Raw genomic sequence first — 21,111 nt, 5'->3', positions numbered from 1 at the left:
TATGAAGTGAATTTCGAAGGAGGAGAAGGGATGGAGAGGGATTACAAAGCTCCTGCTCTTTATGAACACCGGTTTTGGCTTCAGGTTCTTGGTGACCATGGGCGGTTCCTGCATGAGGCTCTGGCACCTGTAGAGCAAGAGGAAATAGAAACGGCGAAGTACTTTATTAATACCTTTGATAGGCTGTTGCAAAGGCTAGAAACAACAGATCTCATTCATTTGAGCATGAGAGCAGATGAAGAAGCAAAGAAAATTCGGCAATTCAAGCTGGACTTGATAGAAAAAATGCTTACTGGCAATGTGAAAATTCATTTCGGTCCAACGTTTGTAAACCATATGGTGAATGAAGTCGAGGAGTATATCAGGGTACTCGAATATTTAAAAAGAGGAGAAGTGCCGCCGGTATTCCATGAATTGCATCACCATACTGTCTGGCTGCTCGATGCGGCAGGTCACGCTGGTGCGATCCAAAGCAATCTTGACCAGGTTGAAAAACGTTTGAAGGCAAAAAGTGAGAAATACATGAAGCATTTTGAGGATTTTTATTTAAAAGCAGTCGAGATGACGGGATACCTGCGGACGAATTTAAGTTCATTTCCAGCATTGCAAAGAATGAATCATGAGGTATCGCTTGAAATTCAGCTGTTCATGAAGTTTCTTGACGAACTGAAGGAACTCGAGTTGACTGAGCAGGCACTGGGGAGCTTTGCTCCGCTGATGGCTGACCATATGTTCAGGGAAGAGTGTTATTACTTGTCCAAAGTCGCTGAAGCAGCCTCGATAAATAAGCCGGACTGCGATCCAGGGAAGCCTAGACTGAAGACAGAATGAAAGTGGGAGATACTAGATAGAATTCATTTCGTCTAGTATCTTAGCCCTAATTTTGTCTCAAAATAGAACGGATGTTCTTATTTTGGACAAGGTTATGTTATACTTGAGGAGCAATAGTCAATCTCAAAGTGGACGGCTAGCCCCGGAGGAAAGGGGGTGATGCCTTTGACGGTATTCGAAACCTTCATGGCGATGTTTTCATTTGCCAGTCTAATCCTCGCTATCCTAACGTTAAGCCAAAAAAAATAGACCTCCTTTACTGTATGACAGTGAGAGGTCCATCTGCTTATTTTGCCGTACTTCAAGCGGGAACGGCTATTGCGGAGACTGCTGGTGGGCCAACACCGGCAGTCATTCTTTACTTTTATTTACTATAAGGATACCATACGAGACTGTTATTGTCACGGTCTGAAAGCTGTATGCATGAGATGTTTTGCCATTTGGCAATACTATTGAAGTTGAATGAACCATGCATAGGGAGGGACAGCAAATGCCTAGATGCACATTAGAGTATGGTGATCTCTTTTACGATGAAATCGGTCAGGGAAATCCAATCATCTTTTTACATCCCCCTGGTATGGGGAGGAAGGTATTTCGTTTTCAGAAGCCGTTATGTGAACGCTATAAGCTTATTTTTCCTGACTTAAGCGGCCACGGGGACTCATCAGCTTTTCAAAAAAACGTTACAATCCAAGGGTATACAGAAGAAGTACTAAAGCTGGCAGATTCGTTAGGACTGGAAAAAATAACTTTATGCGGCTATTCCTCCGGGGGCAGTATCGCCCAGGAATTTGCCATTGTCCACCCGGATCGAACTGAATCGGTGATCTTGTGCGGAGGCTTTGCCGAGGTACAATCGCCTGCCTTGAAATATGAGCATATATTGGGCATGTATTTTGTGAAAAATTCGCCAAAAACTCTGGCGAAAGTGATTGCAACTGCCCACACATTCGATAAAAACTATAGGAACGAACTGATAGAACATATGTTGAAGACAGATTTGCATACATGGTTCCATTTTTACCATGAATCATTGAATTATTCTTGTATCAAAAGGCTGAAGAATTTGTCAGTCCCGTTATTGCTTATATATGGTGAGCGGGATTTTATCAACCAGCACTTAAGGGCCTATGAGAGAGAGCTGGAGGATCTCCGTACAGCGATCATTCCAAAAGTCTCCCATCAGGTTCCAGTTAAGAAGTGGCAGGAATTCAATAGTGAAACATTTAAATTTTTGGATGTTGTAACAGCGAGGCGTTGAAAAAACGCATTGATCTAATTCAATGCGTTTTACGCTTCTTTTTTATCAGGTTTAATGGCAAGGAAAGTCGCAAGAGCGGCAGCGATGCTCAATACGGTCAGGATAATGAACATTAGTTTATTGGAATTTTTCATCATTAAAGCGATGACAGGCGGTCCTGCTGCAACTCCGATGAATCTCATAGAACTGTATATGGATGTAATGGTCCCGCGTTCCTCTTTTTCAATACTCTCAGTAATCAGTGCGTCAAGTGGAGGCAGGCTTGCTCCAATACCGATGCCGGCAACAAGGAACATGGAGATCAGAAACCAAAGTTCCCTTGAAAAACTCAGGAGGGCCACTGCAATTCCGAGCAACACCAAGCTGATGAACGTAATCCACTTCATCAGGACCATGTTTTTCTTGATTACTTTTCCGGTTATAAAAGATGATAGACACAGCGCACCTAAAGGCAAGGCGAGAAACAGGCCTTTTTTTAAATCCTTTATTCCATATTTGTTCTCGAGAATATCCGACAGGTAAAACAACACTCCAAACAATACGAACATCACAATGGCGCCAATAAAGAAGATGGCATAAAGCCAGCGCCCATTTTCGGTGAAAGTCAGTTTGATCTTCTTAAGGAAATCCTTAAAAGGCAAAGGTTTTTCCTTCTTTTTCGGACTTTTCACAAGGAAAACCATCATGATGATCGAAAGGGCACAGAAAACAGGAATAGAAAAGAAAGGGATAAACCAAATGAATCCTGCAAGGAAGGAACCTAAAACCGGGCTGAGAACCTTCCCAAGCGTATTAGCTGTTTCGATTTCCCCTAGCGCTCCGCTTACTTCATCATCGTTTTTGAACATATCTCCAACCAATGGCAAGACGATCGGAAAAGCCCCGGCTGCCCCGACGCCCTGCAAGGCTCTTCCGACTAAGACAATCCAGTATCCGTCGTTCATCTGCCAAGAGGCCCAGCCGGATATCGTTCCGCCGATTCCAGTGATGATCAGGCTGGGAATGATGACTTTTTTTCGGCCAATATGATCCGATAAATACCCTGCTATCGGGATTAAAAAGATCGCAACTATTGAGTAGACAGTAATAATAAGACTTGATTGAAAGGCAGAAATACCCATTTTCTTTTCCATGACTGGCAAAACAGGAATCAGCATCGAATTGCCAAGTGTCATTACAAGTGGAATGGATGCGATCGAGACAATTGCCCATTTTTGATTGTTGACATTATCTTTTTTCGTATCTTTTTCATCCGAGGCTCCACCGGATTTAGGAAACAAGCTTTCAATATAATTCATGATTATAACCTGCCTTTGTTCATACTACTTTTATTGTGGACTTAATCCGCTGAAAAAACTGATGTCTTTTTATGGGAAAGATTTTATTGGAGTTTTTATTGTGGACAAGATAAAATATTGAAAAGGCTTGAAGGAGGTTCGGTTTTGAGGCAAATATTGTATTTGAACATCGGGATGCCAGAGGAAATCAATTGGAATGGCAAAAAAGAACTGTCAGCAATCAGGAAAAAAAGGGTGGCACATGCTTTCCTTTCGAAAGATTCATTTATGGGAGATGGTGTGGCAGCTACGGAATTTCATGGTGGTCCAGACAGAGCTGTCTGTTTTTATCCAGTGGAACATTATTCGAAATGGTCAGCAGAATTCGGAAAGAATCTCGAAGCTCCTACCTTTGGTGAAAATATATCCGCATCTGGTATGACGGAAGCTGACATCTATATAGGTGATACATATAAGCTTGGTGAAGCTGTGATTCAAGTGACGCAGGGCAGGGTGCCTTGTTCGAAAATCTCGAAAAACAACCAAATTGGCCAATTGCTGAAAAGGGTCGTAGATACAGGCTATACCGGCTATTTCTTCCGCGTTCTTCAAGAAGGAATGATCTATGAGGATTCAGAAATTATTTTGTTGGAGAGGAAACAAAATAAGATGTCGATTCTAAGAGCGAATGAAATTTATTTTCACGACCGAAAAAATTATGCCTCCATTGAAGAACTGCTGCATATCGATGAGTTGGCAGAAGAGTGGAAGGAAAACCTTGAAAAGCTGTTAATACAGAAAAATTAAAATATTTTATTTTTTATGTTTGACATTTGACATTTACCGCTTTAATATAGTGAATAACATATGATTGAGCGATGACGAAGAGTAGTAACTGGATCAGGTACTTCAGAGAGCTGATGGGTGGTGTGAATCAGCGTGACTGTTGCAGAGAATGGACTTCCGAGCTTCCAGACCGAACCCCATAGGGCAGTAGGCTCTGGCGAAATGGCCTTATCGTTATAAAAGGCAGGCATTAGGCATTTTATGCTCGATGCTGTTAAGTGAGCTGTTTTACACAGCTAATTAAGGTGGCACCACGGGTCTCTCGTCCTTATTGTAATCAATAAGGATGGGAGGCCCTTTTTGTTCGTTTCGTATTAAAAATAATAATATTATGTAAACTCGATGAGCAAGAAGAGTAAGCAAGATGATTTCCGTTGCAGAGAGCCGGGTATGGTGTGAACCGGTACAGAAGTACTTGCTGAATGGCCTTGTGAGAGGCAGCCTGAAAGTACAGTAGGGCTGCCCGGATTCCTCCGTTATAAGGATAGGGTATATCGAAAGCTTCTTTTATTTTCCTGTACCTGAAGAGAGGGAGCCCTAAAGCTCCAATTTGAGGTGGCACCGCGGTCCAATCGTAATCGTCCTCTATACAGCACAATCTTTGTGCATGTATAGGGGACTTTTTTATTTTTTTTAAGGAGGATTCACATGAATGTAAAAGCAGCAGATGTAGTGATTGAGGAAATTGAGGGAGATACATTAACTCCAATATCTGTATTTCAATTGATTTCCGGAAAGAAAAAATTCCTTCTGGAAAGTTCTCATAAGCATAATGACTCAGGGCGATTTTCTTTTATCGGTTGTGATCCAATCTTCGAGCTTTTAAATGAAAAAGGCGAGACGTATCTGGTAAGGAATGGAGTTAAGGATCGATTAACTGACTCATTTTCTGAGGCGCTTAAAAAAATGCTTCCTAAAATAGAACAAAGGCTGGATATTCCTTTTATAGGAGGAGGGGTAGGTTTTGTAAGTTATGACTTCATCCGTGAATATGAAGAAATTGGGCCGCTCAAGGAAGATCAGCTCAAAATGCCAGAAGCGCATTTGATGTTCTTCAATGAAGTCATCGTATTTGATCATCTTAAACAAAAGGTCAACCTGATTGGCATTCCCTTTCCAGGTTACAGCCATGAAGGTCTTGTAAAGAAAATAAGGGAACGTAAAGTAGAACTTAGTTTGTCAGTCAAAAAACAACCTATTAGTCGATTTTCATTATCAGATTTTAAATCATCGCAAAACAGGGAGGAGTTCGAAAAATCGGTCAGGATCGCAAAGTGCCTGATCGAAGATGGAGAAATCTTTCAGGTAGTCCTATCAAGAAGGCTTTCAGCGGATGCAGAAGGGGATCCCTTTTCGTTCTATCGAAAGCTGCGAGTGGAAAATCCTTCGCCATATATGTACTTCATTGATTTTGATGACTATGTTGTTGCCGGAACATCTCCTGAAAGTCTTGTGAAGTACAGGGATGGAACGATGATTACAAATCCGATTGCAGGAACAAGGCCAAGAGGTAAAACAGCTGACGAAGACATAAAACTGGAATTGGAATTAACTAAGGATGAAAAGGAATTGGCCGAACACAAGATGCTCGTCGACCTGTCAAGGAACGATCTAGGTAGGATCTGTGATATTGGCACAGTAAAGGTTGATAAATTCCTGGCTGTTGAGAGGTATCAGTTTGTCATGCATCTCGTATCAGAGGTGAGCGGAATGCTCTTGGCTGATGCCCATCCGATTGACGGATTGGCGGCCTGTCTGCCTGCTGGAACAGTGTCCGGAGCCCCGAAAATCCGGGCGATGCAAATCATCAATGAGCTTGAAGCGGAAAAAAGAGGGGTTTATTCAGGAGCAGTCGGTTACTTCTCTGCTTGTGGAAGCATGGATTTTGCCCTCGCGATCAGGACATTGGTTGTCAAGGATGGGAAAGGATATCTTCAGGCAGGTGCCGGAATTGTATATGACTCTGATCCTTCAAAGGAGTTCGACGAAACCAACCATAAATTAAAAGCATTAAGGGAGGCAGCCAATGATTCTGCTGATTGATAATTACGATTCATTTACCTATAACCTTTACCAGTATCTCAGCGAACTTGGAGCTGAAGTGAAAACGATTCGGAACGATAAAATAACGGTTCAAGAGATCTTACAAATGAATCCTGAAGCTATCGTCCTTTCTCCGGGTCCTGGAAGGCCAGAACTAGCCGGGGTCTGTGTCGAGCTTGTCCAAGAATTAGCGCAATCTATCCCAATTTTGGGTATATGTCTTGGCCATCAGGCGATAGCCCATGCATTTGGCAGTTCGATCATCAAATCTGGAAAAATAAGGCATGGAAAGGAATCCAAGATCCGACATACAGGTACTTCACTAATGGTTGAGCTGGAGAAACATCCCGAAGTTATGCGATATCACTCTTTAGTGATTGATCGGATGACGCTGAATGAAGATTTTGAGGTGCTGGCTGAAGCGGTTGATGACGAGGAAATCATGGCAATCAAGCATAAACAATTTCCTTTATACGGACTTCAGTTTCACCCAGAATCAATTGGCACGAAGTGTGGAAAGCAGCTGTTATCGAATTTTCTTACCGAAATCAGAGAGGGGATTTTAACTTATGAAACATTATCTTGAAATGCTGGTCGAAGGAAAATCACTGATGGAGCAGGAAATGGAAGAAGCGGTCCAGGAAATTTTCAAACAGGATACAACAGATGCTGAAATCGCATCATTCTTGACTGGACTTAAGTCAAAAGGAGAAAGCGCCGAGGAAGTTTCTGGTTTGGTAAAAGCAATCAGAAAACATGCGCTGAACTTTACGAAAAATATACCGAATGTTCTGGATAATTGCGGAACAGGAGGTGATGGATCCAAAAGCTTCAACATTAGCACTACTTCTGCCTTTGTCATTGCAGGGGCCGGTATTACGGTTGCGAAGCATGGCAACAGAAGCGTATCTAGTAAGACCGGAAGTGCAGATGTCCTCGAGGTGCTTGGTGTCAGTCTTGACCTCACTCCGGAAGCGACAGAAGAAATTCTTGAACAAAATGGAATTGCATTTTTATTTGCACCTCATGTCCATCCAAAATTAAAACAAATCATGAAGGTGAGAAGGGATTTGAAGATCCCGACCATCTTCAATTTAATAGGCCCTCTGACAAATCCAGTTCAACTTGATTACCAATTGCTAGGGATATACCGCAGGGATTTGCTCGACAAGTTTGCTCTTGTGCTGGCAAATCTGAACAGGAAGCGGGCCGTCGTCATTAATGGAGCTGGTGGAATGGATGAAGCCTCTCTTGCTGGTGAGAACGAAATGGTCCTCGTTTCTGAAGGGAATATCAAGCGAATCACACTTAGCCCTGAAGAGGTGAACTTGCCAGTATACGATAATACCAGTATCACGGGTGGAGATGCACGCGATAACGCGGACATATTGCTCCAAGTCCTTCAAGGGAAAAAAGGCGCACACCGAGATACCGTTCTGCTGAACGCTGGTCTTGGAATTTATACCGCCGGGAAGGCGGAATCGATCTTGCAGGGAGTGAATCTGGCAGCGGAAAGCATCGATACTGGCAGGGCATTATCCAAGCTGGAGAATTTAATCAGCATCAGCAATCAAAACAAAAAGGCGGTAGGATGAGATGGGAACAATACTTGATTCAATCATAGAAAGAAAAAAAGTCGAGGTGGAAGAGCTGAGGAAGTCAGCCAGGGAAATGCCTGAAACTTCTTCGAAGCCCCGGTCGCTGCTAAAAGCCTTAAGAGAGGCAAACAATGTCGCGATCATTTCAGAATTCAAGAGGGCTTCACCATCGAAAGGAGATATCAATCTTTCTTTGGATCCTGCACAGCAGGCAGTACTTTATGCCAGAGCAGGTGCATCGGCTATATCGGTATTAACCGATGAAAAAGGCTTTAAAGGAACTTTTACGGATTTGACGAAAGTAAGAGAAGCAGTTGACCTCCCAATTCTGTGCAAGGATTTTATCGTTGATCAAATTCAAATAGACAAGGCCCGTTCTGCAGGAGCAGATGTCATTTTGCTCATCGCATCTGCATTGCCCCTGGAAAAACTTTCAGAGCTATACGAGTATGCCTCTGAAAAAGGACTAGAGTGCCTCGTTGAAATCCATGACGAAACAGATCTGGAAAAGGCACTCCAGATAAAAGCTGAAATCATAGGAATCAACAATCGAAATTTGAAGTCATTCGAGGTTAATCTGGAAAACACCGAAAGACTAGGACCTCTTGTCAAAAAAGCAGGTGCCATGCTGATCAGCGAAAGCGGTATGAAAACAAGGGACGACATAGTTCGTGCAGCAGCTGCAGGTGCCTGCGGAGTATTGATAGGAGAAACTTTTATGACTTCATCAGATCTCCAAAATACATTCAGCGAGTTCACTGTTCCGGTTGTAGGTGAACAGTATGAAGGTTAAGATTTGCGGCATTAAGACGGTTGAAGCAGCTTGTCAAGCTGTTGAATACGGTGCTGATGCTCTTGGATTTGTATTTGCAGAAAGTAAACGGCAAATATCAGTCCTGAAGGCACAGCAGATTATCGCGAACGTACCCGCACATGTTTGGAAGGTAGGAGTTTTTGTAAACGAGGATGCAGCAACAATAAAACAAATCGCCGAAACTGCCGCCCTTACACATATTCAACTTCATGGTGATGAGGATCCGGATGCCTATCAAGCAATTGGGCTGCCGTTAATAAAGGCTGTTTCGGTTAAGGCACCGGGAGACCTGGAGGGAATTTCAGATATAGCAGCAGATTATATCCTTCTTGACAGTCCTCCTACTGTATACCGGGGAGGAAACGGTTCAAGTTTTGATTGGGATCTGGCAAATGCAATAGGAAAGTCAAACAAAACCGTCATCCTGGCAGGTGGGTTGGATTCTATAAATGTTAGCAAAGCAATCACCAAGGTCAACCCATTGATGGTTGATGTCAGCAGCGGGGTCGAAACAAACGGAGAAAAGGATCCAGTGAAAATAAAAGGCTTTATCCAAAACGCAAAACAAAATTGAGGGAGGAAGAGCAGAATGAGTTCAATAACTTATAATTTACCTGACGAAAAAGGGCATTTCGGACAATATGGAGGCAGATTCGTACCAGAAACATTGATGCAGGCGGTACTGGAATTGGAGAAGGAATACAACAGAGCTCTGGAAGACGAGGAGTTCCATAGCGAATTGCAAAAATTAATGAAAGATTACGTTGGCAGGGAAACGCCATTATACCTGGCAGGAAATCTCACTGAGCATGCCGGTGGAGCAAAAATCTACCTTAAGCGGGAGGACCTCAACCATACAGGTGCCCACAAAATCAACAATACTGTCGGTCAGGCCCTGCTTGCAGTCAGGATGGGCAAACGGAAGATCGTTGCGGAGACAGGCGCGGGCCAGCATGGAGTTGCTACTGCCACAGTTTGTGCCCTGCTGAATTTGGAATGTGTGATTTTCATGGGCAAGGAGGATATCAGGCGTCAGCAATTAAATGTTTTTAGGATGGAACTTCTTGGTGCTAAAGTAATCAGCGTGGATTCCGGAAGCGGAACATTGAAGGACGCGGTCAATGAAGCTCTTCGCTACTGGGTTACAAACGTCGTTGATACTCATTATATCCTTGGATCTGTCATGGGTCCTCACCCCTTCCCGAAAATGGTCCGTGATTTTCAAAGTGTCATCGGCAAAGAAACAAAACAGCAATTTTTCGAAAAGGAAGGAAAACTCCCCGATGCTCTGGTTGCTTGTATTGGAGGGGGCAGCAATTCAATTGGTCTGTTTTACCCGTTCATCGATGATCAAAGCGTATCTATTTATGGAGTTGAAGCAGCGGGACTGGGCCTGGAGACTGGCAAGCATGCAGCATCATTGTCTAAAGGGAAACCTGGAGTGCTGCATGGCGCGATGATGTACCTTCTCCAGGATGGGGATGGACAAATACAGGAAGCACACTCGATTTCAGCTGGCTTGGATTACCCTGGCATTGGCCCTGAACATAGTTATTTGCATGACCTTAATAGAATCACATATGAATCGGTGACGGATGATGAAGCACTTCATGCCTTTCAGCTGCTCTCAAAAACAGAAGGCATCATTCCTGCTTTAGAAAGTGCCCATGCCATTGCTTATGCAGTCAAGCTAGCCGCTGGGATGAGTAAAACTGAAAGTATTGTCGTCTGCCTATCTGGCCGTGGTGATAAGGATGTACAGACAATAAAGGACAGAATGGGAGGACTGAAATGATGGTTAACATTCAAAAAGCTCTTACTGAGAAAGGGAAAAAAGCATTTATTCCTTATATTATGGCTGGGGATGGCGGACTAGAGACTCTGGAAGAAAAGCTTCTGTATTTACAGGAATGTGGTGCTGATGCCATAGAAATTGGCATCCCATTTTCTGATCCGGTTGCGGATGGACCTACTATCCAGAAAGCTGGCATCCGTGCGCTTGGAAATGGGACGACATTGCGGAAGGTACTCGAGACTATTCAAACCTTCAAAACTAAAGTCTCAATCCCACTTATTCTGATGACCTATTTGAATCCGATTGTAGCATATGGGATTGAAAAGTTTGCTGCGGATGCTGCGGAGTCTGGTATTTCAGGCTGTATCATTCCTGATGTTCCGATTGAGGAGGAAGAGTTCATTTTCCCAGCGTTTGAGTTGAAGGGAATCACTCTGATCAGGCTAGTGACGCTTACAACACCAGTTGAGAGAATAAGAGAAATCGGATCCATGTCAACAGGCTTCATTTATGCTGTTACCGTAACAGGAATCACGGGTGCACGTAACAATTTCAGCAAGGAACTTGCCGGTTTTCTGAGTATGGTAAAAAGTTCCAGTAAAGTTCCGGTATTGGCAGGGTTCGGGGTATCGAGCGCAGAACAAGTAAGAGAAGTATGCGAGCATTGTGATGGAGTAATCGTGGGAAGTAAAATAATTGATTTATTTACACAGAATGATTTAGCTGGAATAAAACAGCTTATTTCAACCGTTGAAGAGGTTGGCCTGCAAACTTACAAGTGATTATCGGTGGCCGTTAAAAACCGCCAAAAAAATAGCCGCCGCTGCCATCAAGCAGCGGCTATATCTTTTCTGCGGTGACACAAACTGTGAGTACAGGTCTTACGTCAAGGTAGGAGACTTCAGGGTTTTTGAATCCTGCATTAAGTAAATCTTTACTCATACGGTCTCCCAACTGCTTGGCTGTATTTGCAGTCGACCCTTCTTCGCGAGGCTGTACAGTTAGGACGATTCTCCCTCCTTGTTTCAACAATTGAAATAGATGCCTTAAGGAAGTCAGCGGCTGGTCCCAAAGTGGATAATTGTTTACAGAGATCATCTTATTGTATTGATGGTCGGGTTTGAAGTCGACAACATCGCCTACAGTCAAATGAACTTTCCCTGTATCAATCCATTCTTTATTCCTCTTTGTTGCTTCCTCCTTCATTTTGGGAGATAAGTCAATACCGTCCATTTCAATTCCGCGGTAATTTGACATTATAGTCTTGATGCCGTACCCCGGACCGAAGCCAATTTCTAGGATTTTATCAAATTTATTCAATCGAAGTTTGTTAATGCTCCATTTATTTATTTTCCTGTTCTCAAAATACATGATAGTTCCTGCAAGCTTTCCAAGTATGCCTTTTGGCTTCTCGAACTGTTTCGCCATTGAATCGATCATATTCGTCACTCCTGGTTTTTTTACACAGAATAAATCCTGGTTTTTCTTTTATACCAGTAATCCTCTATTTTTAAACTTCTTTGTCCTGATACTAATCAAATGTGGTGTGACTTCGGGGAATATAGACAGTCTATTCTGAAAATTATTTCTCGGGAAAGCGCACGAAAAGACAATAACCTACATTAAATGAGCGGCCTGCGAAATAAATGACTGAATTTGTCAGATTTAATAACTGTTTTTTTAGTAAAAGCGTGCGATTTGTTACAGTACAATGCAATCTTTGTTGTTTATACTTTAGATAAACATTTCGAACATTATTTTTAAAATTACGAATTAATCAGTTTCAATAAAGGACGTTGAACGAGATGAAAATGTATGAAGCGATTCTCGACATCTTAGGGAAAAAGGGAAATGCGACGATACCAGTGATTTGCCAGGAAATGAGTGAACAAAGTAAAAGCCTTATTAGCAATAAACAGGATCTAATAGAACCTTCCTATATAAAAACCCTTGTAAGCAGCAACAAAGAATTATTTCTGATAAAAGATGATATCGTTTCAATAAGACCTGATAAAGAACCCGTCCTAATGACGGTTGTTCTACATGGATATCCAGGTCCTGAAATGAGGGTGAGGATAGATTTTAAAAGGAACAACTTCACGTACTTCGAATGGAATCTTGATTCAAAAGCCTCTCAGCACCTTCAATTAGGGACATTTGGAAGTGTCGAGGATTTTAAAAAGAAGCTGTATCCTTTGAAGGTATGGGAGTGGGAAGAAGATTATCAAACAGACGGCATCGTAGTAGATGGTACCAGCTGGTCAGTAACGTTAAAAACAAAAGGGAGGACCTATGAGAGCAGAGGGCTCGATTCTTTTCCAAAGGACTGGAAAGAATTCTGCCAGGCTGTCAGCATACTCGTGGGCAAAAGATTTTCATGTTAACTGCAGAGCTTCTGCAGTTTTTTCTTTTTAAAATATGATAGGATTCAGTTGATTTAAGGTTATAATGGTGAAAACTTAGCGTTTTTTAGGTACAATATAGAGATGTAGTTTCAAACATGCGACCATGGAGGTCAATCGAGAAATGAAAGATATATCAGTACAAGAATTAATCAACTCAAAAGAATTCATACCAGTCGATGTAAGGGCGCCAATCGAGCATCGTGATTCGGCAATACCCGGATCGGTCAATATACCATTATTCACTGATGAGGAAAGAGAAGAAATTGGCACTATTTTTAAGCGTTCCGGTGAAGAAGTAGCTAAATGGAGGGCCATGGAGATCGTTTCTCCGAAGCTCCCACACTTGCTGGGTGAGATAAAGGACCTTAAAATGACAGGTGCTGAACCAGTGATCCATTGTTGGAGAGGCGGGATGCGAAGCAGGTCTGTAGCCTCCTTCCTTGATTACGCAGGTATACCCGCATTGCGGCTGGCTGGCGGATATAAAGCTTACAGGGAATACATTTTAGAAAGAATTCCCCAGCTGCTGCCCGAAAAGGCTATTGTCTTGCATGGAATGACTGGAACCGGCAAAACGGATTTATTGCAGGCTCTTCAGGAAAAGGGATACCCTGTTGTCGATCTCGAAAAAATGGCAAACCATAGAGGGTCTATTTTTGGCATGATTGGCAAGGGAGAGGCGCACAATCAAAAAACCTTTGACGCTTTATTGTTCGATAGGCTAAATGAGATTAAAGGTTCCACTTACTTTATCATCGAAGCGGAGAGCAAAAGAATCGGCCGGGCAGCACAGCCTGAGGAGATGCTCCGGAAGAAGTTGAACGGAATCCATTACCTGGTGAAAAGCTCCATACCTGAGAGGGTCGATCGGATTTACAATGAATATGTCCATCCATTTATTGGACAAGCCTGGTTCGAAGAAGAAGTTGCGGAGAAGGTAACAAAGTTGATCAGGCGCATTAATCATGAAATTTCACCATCCCTGGCGATTGCTCTGGAAGAAAAAAATTATAAAAATCTGATTGAGATTTTGCTTGTCCATTATTATGATCCACGTTACAACCATGCATTACTTGAATATAAGGGGCCTTTTACAGAAATTGATGCAGACGACCCAAACGTCATCAAAAATATTGAAAAAGAGATAAAGAAAACACTTTCTGGCTTAACAGCGGTTTAAAGATCGATATAAAAAGGTAATTAAGAAGGGAAGGCATGAAGTTGCTTTCCCTTTTTCTTTTGACAAAAGATCCAGTTTAAATTATTTTGCTTCTGAAGGCTTGAATCACCACGCAAAATTCTGAATATTTGATATATAATTAGAGTGTGGAACACTTCAAACAGGAGGATGAATATGCGCGAATCGAAAAATTGCCACCACCGTTTTTCATTGCACGAGGAACATGTTGGATTCACTACCAATGATGGAGTAGACATTTTCACAGCAGGAACAAGGTTTCAAAAATGCATCACATGCGGCCATATTGAAATGCCTGTAGAACATAGTGAAATGATTGAGCCTAGTCAGATTGAAAAGAGAAATAATCTTTTTGCACCCAAAAACATGTATGCTACTTTGATGAATTTATAGATGATAAGTAATCAATTTTCAAAACCGGTTTAACCGGTTTTTTTGTTGTCCTTTTTTACAAGAAAGAATTTTATTGAAATAATAAATGTTGTGAAGGAATTAACACTATATTGATAGTCAAAACCTTTGGTTAAAAGAAAATATCATGTTAATATATTAATGTAAACGTTTGATATCTGAATTATAATATTATTCTTTGAATTGACAGTTAAAAGTGAGCACGACAGGGTAACAGATAATTAGTGATTATTAGAATTGGCAAGGGGGTTTTTTTGTGAAAAAGCCAGTTTCGGGAAGCATGGCAAAATGGCCAGGATTTCATGGGCCAAATCAGGGGTATGTCGAAGAGTTATATGAGATGTTCCTTCAAGATCCAGATTCCGTTGATGCTGACATCAGGGAGTATTTTGAACAGAACTCCAATCTTCAAACTAACGAATCTGAAATTAGGAATGGATCAGAAGCAGCTGCAGGTAAACCAGCAGGATCTCCTGCGAAAATCGCAGCTGCATTAAGATATGCGGACTATATTCGGTCCTACGGCCATTTATCTGCAAATATTTATCCATTGCAAGGTGGAAGCAAGGATCCTCAGCTTGAGGACTATGAGAAATGGGGATTGACTGACGCCGATTTGACGGATATTCCGGTCGACCTCGTATGCCCAAGCGCCCCTTCTTCTATAAGGAATGGAAAAGAGGCTTTTCAATTTCTAAAAAAGGTCTACTCAGATACGATTGCATATGAATTTGAACACGTAAATGAAATGGCTGAAAAAGAGTGGCTAAGGCAAAAGGTTGAGACAGGTGAATTGATCCCTAAAATGGATAAAAAAAGAAAGATCAGCTTGTATGAACGTCTTACAGAGGTCGAGAACTTTGAAAAATACCTGCACAGAACTTTTGTCGGGCAAAAAAGGTTTTCAATCGAGGGCTTAGATTCCATGGTTCCGCTTCTTGATGAAGTCATCTCTGGTGCAGTGAATAATGGTGTTGAAACGATTAACATTGGAATGGCCCACAGGGGGAGGCTCAATGTCCTTGCCCATGTTCTAGGCAAACCGTATGAAATGATCTTTGCTGAATTCCAGCATGCACCAAACAAAGAACTTGTACCTTCAGAAGGTTCAATCGGCATTAACTTCGGCTGGACGGGCGATGTGAAATATCACCTTGGACTTGACCGGAAAATCAAGTCGGATACTACTGCCAATGCGAGACTGACACTGGCTAATAACCCTAGCCACCTCGAATTTGCCGGTGCAGTGGTTGAAGGATTCACCCGTGCTGCCCAGGATGACAGGAATGAACCAGGATATGCGAAATATGATCCGGTTAAAGCGATGGCTATCCTGATCCATGGTGATGCTGCATTCCCGGGGCAGGGTATCGTAGCTGAAACGTTAAATTTGAGTCGTCTACATGGATATAAAACAGGTGGAACGATCCATGTCATCGCAAACAACACAATCGGCTTCACAACTGAATCAATGGATTCACGGTCCACTCGTTATGCCAGTGACCTGGCGAAAGGATATGAAATTCCGATTATCCATGTCAATGCCGATGACCCAGAGGCATGCTTGATGGCTGCTAGGCTCGCGTTTGAGTACAGAAAGACCTTCGGTAAGGATTTCTTGATTGACCTTATTGGGTACCGACGTTTTGGCCATAACGAAATGGATGAACCAATGACAACGAATCCAGAAATGTATGTGCTGGTCCACAAACATCCGACTGTGAAGAAAATCTATGGAAATATGCTTGTAGACCAAGGTTCTATGTCAGAAGAGACACGGACTCAGATTGAGGAAAGAGTCTCAAACAGACTGACAGAGGCCTACGAAAAGGTCCCAAATAAGGAAAAAGAAGTTAAGAACGAACCTGAAATACCGGAAGTAGTGGAAATGGGAATTCCGCAAATCGAAACTGGGGTGCCAATCGATGTATTAAGGAAAATAAATAGTGATCTACTTGAATGGCCAGAAGGGTTCAATGTCTTCAATAAGCTCGAAAAAATCCTAAAAAGGAGAAAGGATGCATTTTCTGATAACGGCAAAATCGACTGGGGACTGGCTGAAACTTTAGCATATGCTTCCATAATAATGGATGGCACGCCGGTCAGACTGACTGGACAGGATTCTGAGAGAGGAACCTTCGCCCAAAGAAACCTGGTACTACATGACAGTGAAACCGGTAAGCAATTTTCACCTCTCCATGTGTTGCCTGAGGCGAAAGCATCATTCTCGATTCATAACAGCCCGCTTTCTGAAGCTGCGGTAGTAGGCTTTGAATATGGGTACAATGTGTTCGCCCCAGAGACCTTAGTCCTTTGGGAAGCACAGTATGGTGATTTCGCGAACGCTGCCCAGGTTTTGTTCGATCAATTTGTAGCGGCTGGGAGAGCGAAGTGGGGACAAAAATCAGGTCTCGTCATGCTTTTGCCTCACGGGTACGAAGGACAGGGACCAGAACATTCTAGCGGAAGAGTGGAAAGATTTTTAACGCTCGCAGCCGAAAATAACTGGACAGTAGCAAACCTTTCTTCTGCGGCGCAATATTTCCATATCCTAAGAAGACAGGCGGCGATTTTAAAACAGGAAGCTGTACGACCGCTCGTGTTGATGACACCTAAGAGCCTACTGAGAAATCCTACGGTTGCTGCGGATCCACAGCAATTGGCAGAAGGCAGCTTCAAGCCGATCATTGAGCAGCCAGGACTTGGAGGCCAGCCGGAAAAAGTGGAACGCGTAGTACTTTGCACCGGAAAAGTGAGCATAGATATCGCTGAAAAAATTCAACCAGAAGAGCATGGATGGCTGCATGTATTGAGAATCGAGGAAATCTATCCATTCCCGCTTGAACGATTAAAAGAGATGTTAGGTCGTTATCCTAATCTAAAAGAAATCGTCTGGGTCCAGGAAGAACCAAAGAATATGGGTGCATGGACATTTGTTGAGCCGAGAATCAATGAAGCAGCACCGAATGGGCTGGAATCTTCCTATATTGGCAGAAGAAGACGTTCAAGCCCTGCAGAGGGAGATCCAAACATCCACAAGTTGGAGCAGGCAAGAATCGTAAATGATGCACTGACAAGGACAAATGGAGGAGGAAATGGAAATGGCAGAGATTAAAGTTCCTGAATTGGCCGAATCAATCACAGAAGGAACGATCGCCCAGTGGCTGAAAAAAAAGGGTGATCAAGTGGCGAAAGGCGAATATGTCGTTGAACTGGAGACAGATAAAGTAAATGTTGAAATCATCTCGGACTATGATGGAGTTCTCACGGAGCTACTCGCAGAAGAAGGAGATACAGTGAAGGTAGGGGAAGCCATCGCAATAGTTGGCGATCAACAAGGTGGAGCTAATGCAGGGAACGATTTTGCAGAAGCTAACGCAGGTAGAGAAGCCGAGTCGCCAGATGAGACTGCAGGAGGTTCTGGAAGCGCTGGAGCCGCTGAAACCAGCGCATCTGATGAGCCGACTGCTGCTGAGGGAGGAGCGGATCGAATCATTGCGTCACCTGCTGCAAGAAAGCTGGCCAGGGAAAAAGGCATCGACTTGAACAAGGTAATCTCTCAGGATCCGCTTGGCCGAGTCCGAAAACAGGATGTGGAGTCATATACTCCAGAAACTCAAAAGCCAGCCGGTGAGAAAACAACTCAAAAACCTGCTGCTGAAAAAACGGCTGCGCCAAAGGCTGCTCCTGATGGAAACTCAAAGGATGACGGCCGGGTGGAGCGTATCAAAATGTCACGCAGACGTCAGACGATTGCCAACAGGCTGGTTGAAGTCCAACAGACAGCGGCGATGCTTACGACTTTCAATGAAGTCGATATGACAGCCGTTATGGAATTAAGGAAAAAATGGAAAGATCGTTTCTATGAAGAGAATGATGTTCGTTTAGGCTTTATGTCCTTCTTCACAAAAGCGGTTGTAGCAGCATTGAAGAAAACTCCTTACCTGAATGCTGAAATCCAGGGAGACGAAATTGTGCTCAAGAAGTTTTATGACATTGGAGTCGCTGTCGCTGCGGATGAAGGACTTGTAGTTCCAGTTATCAGGGATGCAGACAGAAAAAACTTCGCCGAAATTGAAAATGACATAAACAAATTGGCTGAAAAGGCCCGCACCAACAAACTATCCTTGAAGGATCTTCAAGGAGGCAGTTTCACAATCACAAACGGAGGAGTCTTTGGATCATTGCTATCAACACCAATCATCAATGGTCCACAGGTGGGTATCCTGGGTATGCACACCATTCAGCTGCGCCCCGTAGCAATTGATAAAGAACGAATGGAAAACAGACCGATGATGTATATCGCATTATCCTACGACCACAGAATTGTCGACGGAAAAGAAGCCGTTACCTTCCTCAAACGAATCAAAGAATTGATGGAAGACCCAGAATCACTGTTGTTACAGGGATAACCATTCAGAGCACTGCTGGAGATTTAACCGGCAGTGCTTATTTTGGCATGTTTTAGCGTGAGAGCAGAAAAGCTGTCAAAAGAAAGCCCAACTTAAGACAGATTTGCCGTGAAAAGAGGAAAAGCTGTCAAAAGAAGGCCCAACTTAAGACAGGTTTAGCGTGAAAAGCAGAAAAGCTGTCAAAAGAAAGCTTAACTTAAGACAGGTTTAGCGTGAAAAGCAGAAAAGCTGTCAGAAGAAGAGTTAACTTAAGACAGGTTTAGCGTGAAAAGCAGAAAAGCTGTCAAAAGAAAGCCCAACTTAAGACAGGTTTGCCGTGAAAAGCAGAAAAGCTGTCAAAAGAAAGCTTAACTTAAGACAGGTTTAGCGTGAAAAGCAGAAAAGCTGTCAAAAGAAAGCCCAACTTAAGACAGATTTAGCATGAAAAGCAGAAAAGTTGTCAAAAGAAAGCCCAACTTAAGACAGGTTTATCGTGAAAAGAGGAAAAGCTGTCAAAAAAAAGCCCAACTTAAGACAGGTTTAGCGTGAAAAGCAGAAAAGCTGTCAAAAGAAAGCCCAACTTAAGACAGGTTTGCCGTGAAAAGAGGAAAAGCTGTCAAAAGAAAGCCCAATTTAAGGCAGGTTGCCGTGAAAAGAGGAAAAGCTGTCAAAAGAAGACTCAACTTAAGACAGGTTTAGCGTGAAAAGCAGAAAAGCTGTCAAAAGAAAACCCAACTAAAGACAGGTCTGCTAGGAAAAAGGAAAAGCTGTAAAAGAAGGGACCATTTAGTTGAGCAGTAAAAAGAAAACCTGTACGACCACTTTTTCTTAATCAGCGACCGACAGGTTTAACAGACAAAACTCCTTAATAGACTAGCTTACTCAAAATAACTATCGCTAGTTTTTCCAACTAAAACATAATTCTTCTTCAACACCCTCAAAAATGTCCTCCTACTAACCTTCCCATTACACCACTCATAAACGGTTTGCGTGGTGATCTTCTTTTCTGGAAACAGCACTTTGATTTCCTCTATGTGCCGCACGACTGCTTTTTCGATTCTTTCGTGTGTGCCGCATTTTCCGCAAACGAGGTCGAATTGATCAATTTCGGTATTCAAGGACCCACATGCCCGGCAATGCATCCCTTTTTCCAGTTGTTCATACTTGTAGACAGGCAGATTGGAAAATGGATTTTTAACCTGGTGCAGTGAAAGCAATGTTTGGGCGAGTTTTTTGTGGCTTTCATCCAATTTGGAGGGAGTGTTATTTAAACCTAATAGGAACCGATTAATTTGTGTTGGTAAAATGATAGGTTGATCCATGGGGGCCTGGTAGAGGGTGAATTCAGGGTTGTTGAAGACGACGGTGGCGCGGACTAGGTGATTCATCTTAAGGTTTTGCAGCAGCTGCCGGAACAGGGTTTCACTTCGTGTCAACTGAATGACGGGGTTTTTGTACTCTCTTCCTTTTTGGACTGAATATAATTTGTCCCCCTCGAGATAGTAATCGCCTTCGTGATATTTTATATCGATAAGATAAACTACATCTTGGGCAATGATCACTTTATCCAGCTGGAAATAAGAATTATTCACTTTAAGAAGGAGATCGTCGATAATATACCTTTCTTCCGCGAGGTTTTCGGTCATTCGGTCGAAGAGTACTTCACCGGTAAAACCCTTTTCCATAGTCCATAGCTGGAATTTATCCTGCGAAGACAATTCCATTCTTTTGTTTAAATTCCGTAATGCGATTAATTCCATTGGCTCCGTGCGTGCTTTTAGTAGCATGGTCCACTTCCTTTCTATAAGCTAATTTTAATCTATACTCAGATTCAGTTTTGTGAATTTTTTGTTAACTTTTTTAAAAAATCGGCTCAACCGCAAATGTGGCAGCAAAGTGGTTGATCTTTTTACGAAGGAACAAAAAAACCGCTCAACTGCCAATCTGGCAGCAAGCGGCTTTGTCACCTGGCGACAAATGTCTGTTTACCGGTTCTTAAATGGTTTTAGTCCTCTTTTGGAGATTTCTGTTTTAAGTATTTTTGCCCATTCTTTATCATTTTCCGACTTTAATGCATCACGATACGAGACCACCAACTGTTCATTGCTCATAATTTTCATTTGCATTCCTCCTCGGGTAAGAATGGATTGAATTTTCAAACTATATTGTATAGTTTCATTCATTGTAAAGGTTTATTAAGGATTTGAAAACCCATTATGAAGAATTTTTATAAGAAATTTT

Annotated in this window: 20 protein-coding genes and 2 other annotated features; of the genes, 16 read left to right on the top strand and 4 right to left on the bottom strand. The window is 42.5% G+C overall.

Features of this window, described 5'->3' with window-relative positions:
- Nucleotides 1-30 precede the first annotated feature (30 nt).
- The 3 genes from LGO15_RS14820 to LGO15_RS14810 all read left to right on the top strand — a co-directional run bounded on the left by LGO15_RS14820 (nt 31) and on the right by LGO15_RS14810 (nt 2,092).
- Complete coding sequence (locus tag LGO15_RS14820; RefSeq protein WP_226085181.1) at nt 31-831, top strand: DUF2935 domain-containing protein; 801 nt, start codon at nt 31-33, stop codon at nt 829-831.
- Nucleotides 832-990: 159 nt separating this feature from the next.
- On the top strand, nt 991-1,080 hold the full coding sequence (locus LGO15_RS24360; protein ID WP_225649917.1) for a putative holin-like toxin: 90 nt from the start codon (nt 991-993) through the stop codon (nt 1,078-1,080).
- Nucleotides 1,081-1,321: 241 nt separating this feature from the next.
- The gene (locus LGO15_RS14810; protein WP_226085180.1) at nt 1,322-2,092 is read left to right on the top strand and encodes an alpha/beta fold hydrolase; all 771 of its coding nucleotides are present in this window, start codon (nt 1,322-1,324) and stop codon (nt 2,090-2,092) included.
- Nucleotides 2,093-2,121: 29 nt separating this feature from the next.
- Here the strand turns inward: LGO15_RS14810 and LGO15_RS14805 are convergent, their stop codons facing one another.
- Nucleotides 2,122-3,390 (bottom strand): bacillibactin exporter BcbE, encoded by a 1,269-nt coding sequence (locus tag LGO15_RS14805; RefSeq protein ID WP_167833677.1) that lies wholly within the window; start codon nt 3,388-3,390, stop codon nt 2,122-2,124.
- 174 nt (nt 3,391-3,564) lie between these two features.
- Here LGO15_RS14805 and LGO15_RS14800 point away from each other — a divergent pair, with 174 nt between their 5' ends.
- The 8 genes from LGO15_RS14800 to trpA all read left to right on the top strand — a co-directional run bounded on the left by LGO15_RS14800 (nt 3,565) and on the right by trpA (nt 11,247).
- Nucleotides 3,565-4,176, top strand: a complete 612-nt coding sequence (locus LGO15_RS14800) for an MOSC domain-containing protein (protein WP_226087901.1) — start codon at nt 3,565-3,567, stop codon at nt 4,174-4,176.
- Nucleotides 4,177-4,238: 62 nt separating this feature from the next.
- Nucleotides 4,239-4,488 (top strand) — a binding site (T-box leader).
- A gap of 60 nt (nt 4,489-4,548) precedes the next feature.
- Nucleotides 4,549-4,804, top strand: a binding site (T-box leader).
- Between the two features lie 59 nt (nt 4,805-4,863).
- Nucleotides 4,864-6,258 (top strand): anthranilate synthase component I, encoded by a 1,395-nt coding sequence (gene trpE, locus LGO15_RS14795; RefSeq protein WP_226085179.1) that lies wholly within the window; start codon nt 4,864-4,866, stop codon nt 6,256-6,258.
- Nucleotides 6,242-6,844, top strand: a complete 603-nt coding sequence (locus tag LGO15_RS14790; RefSeq protein WP_167833675.1) for an anthranilate synthase component II — start codon at nt 6,242-6,244, stop codon at nt 6,842-6,844. The genes trpE and LGO15_RS14790 overlap by 17 nt, the downstream gene beginning before the upstream one ends.
- Complete coding sequence (gene trpD, locus LGO15_RS14785; protein WP_226085178.1) at nt 6,828-7,853, top strand: anthranilate phosphoribosyltransferase; 1,026 nt, start codon at nt 6,828-6,830, stop codon at nt 7,851-7,853. Before LGO15_RS14790 ends, trpD begins: the two co-directional genes overlap by 17 nt.
- A gap of 1 nt (nt 7,854) precedes the next feature.
- Nucleotides 7,855-8,649: an indole-3-glycerol phosphate synthase TrpC gene (gene trpC, locus LGO15_RS14780; RefSeq protein ID WP_167833673.1), complete on the top strand. Its 795-nt coding sequence runs from the start codon at nt 7,855-7,857 to the stop codon at nt 8,647-8,649.
- Complete coding sequence (locus LGO15_RS14775; RefSeq protein ID WP_167833672.1) at nt 8,639-9,244, top strand: phosphoribosylanthranilate isomerase; 606 nt, start codon at nt 8,639-8,641, stop codon at nt 9,242-9,244. The genes trpC and LGO15_RS14775 overlap by 11 nt, the downstream gene beginning before the upstream one ends.
- 15 nt (nt 9,245-9,259) lie before the next feature.
- Nucleotides 9,260-10,465: a tryptophan synthase subunit beta gene (trpB, locus tag LGO15_RS14770; RefSeq protein ID WP_167833671.1), complete on the top strand. Its 1,206-nt coding sequence runs from the start codon at nt 9,260-9,262 to the stop codon at nt 10,463-10,465.
- Nucleotides 10,462-11,247 carry a tryptophan synthase subunit alpha gene (gene trpA / locus LGO15_RS14765; protein ID WP_413231351.1) on the top strand — a complete coding sequence of 262 codons (786 nt, stop codon included), beginning with the start codon at nt 10,462-10,464 and terminating at the stop codon, nt 11,245-11,247. Before trpB ends, trpA begins: the two co-directional genes overlap by 4 nt.
- A 58-nt stretch (nt 11,248-11,305) precedes the next feature.
- Here trpA and LGO15_RS14760 read toward each other — a convergent pair whose 3' ends face one another.
- A complete protein-coding gene (locus LGO15_RS14760) occupies nt 11,306-11,905 on the bottom strand; it encodes an SAM-dependent methyltransferase (RefSeq protein ID WP_226085177.1) in 600 nt (199 codons plus the stop codon).
- Between the two features lie 365 nt (nt 11,906-12,270).
- On the opposite strand from LGO15_RS14760, the gene LGO15_RS14755 reads away from it, so the two are divergent.
- The 5 genes from LGO15_RS14755 (at nt 12,271) to odhB (ending at nt 18,891) form a co-directional block, all read left to right on the top strand.
- On the top strand, nt 12,271-12,849 hold the full coding sequence (locus tag LGO15_RS14755; RefSeq protein ID WP_226085176.1) for a hypothetical protein: 579 nt from the start codon (nt 12,271-12,273) through the stop codon (nt 12,847-12,849).
- 142 nt (nt 12,850-12,991) lie between these two features.
- Entirely contained in the window at nt 12,992-14,050 is a 1,059-nt protein-coding gene (gene mnmH, locus LGO15_RS14750) for a tRNA 2-selenouridine(34) synthase MnmH (RefSeq protein WP_226085175.1), read from the top strand.
- A gap of 174 nt (nt 14,051-14,224) precedes the next feature.
- A complete protein-coding gene (locus tag LGO15_RS14745; protein ID WP_167833667.1) occupies nt 14,225-14,461 on the top strand; it encodes a hypothetical protein in 237 nt (78 codons plus the stop codon).
- Between the two features lie 298 nt (nt 14,462-14,759).
- Nucleotides 14,760-17,594 (top strand): 2-oxoglutarate dehydrogenase E1 component, encoded by a 2,835-nt coding sequence (gene sucA, locus LGO15_RS14740; protein ID WP_226087900.1) that lies wholly within the window; start codon nt 14,760-14,762, stop codon nt 17,592-17,594.
- Nucleotides 17,581-18,891: a 2-oxoglutarate dehydrogenase complex dihydrolipoyllysine-residue succinyltransferase gene (gene odhB, locus LGO15_RS14735; protein WP_226085174.1), complete on the top strand. Its 1,311-nt coding sequence runs from the start codon at nt 17,581-17,583 to the stop codon at nt 18,889-18,891. Before sucA ends, odhB begins: the two co-directional genes overlap by 14 nt.
- 857 nt (nt 18,892-19,748) lie before the next feature.
- Here the strand turns inward: odhB and LGO15_RS14730 are convergent.
- Together LGO15_RS14730 and sda are read right to left on the bottom strand one after the other, a co-directional pair.
- On the bottom strand, nt 19,749-20,657 hold the full coding sequence (locus tag LGO15_RS14730; protein WP_226085173.1) for a nuclease-related domain-containing protein: 909 nt from the start codon (nt 20,655-20,657) through the stop codon (nt 19,749-19,751).
- A 198-nt stretch (nt 20,658-20,855) separates the two neighbouring features.
- Nucleotides 20,856-20,990 carry a sporulation histidine kinase inhibitor Sda gene (gene sda, locus LGO15_RS14725; RefSeq protein WP_226085172.1) on the bottom strand — a complete coding sequence of 45 codons (135 nt, stop codon included), beginning with the start codon at nt 20,988-20,990 and terminating at the stop codon, nt 20,856-20,858.
- Between the last annotated feature and the right edge of the window lie 121 nt (nt 20,991-21,111).

It is taken from the genome of Mesobacillus sp. S13 (assembly GCF_020422885.1).
GTDB lineage: Bacteria > Bacillota > Bacilli > Bacillales > Cytobacillaceae > Mesobacillus > Mesobacillus selenatarsenatis_A.
The sequence above is the reverse complement of the archived record's forward strand: the minus strand, read 5'-3'. Positions and strand labels throughout refer to the sequence as shown.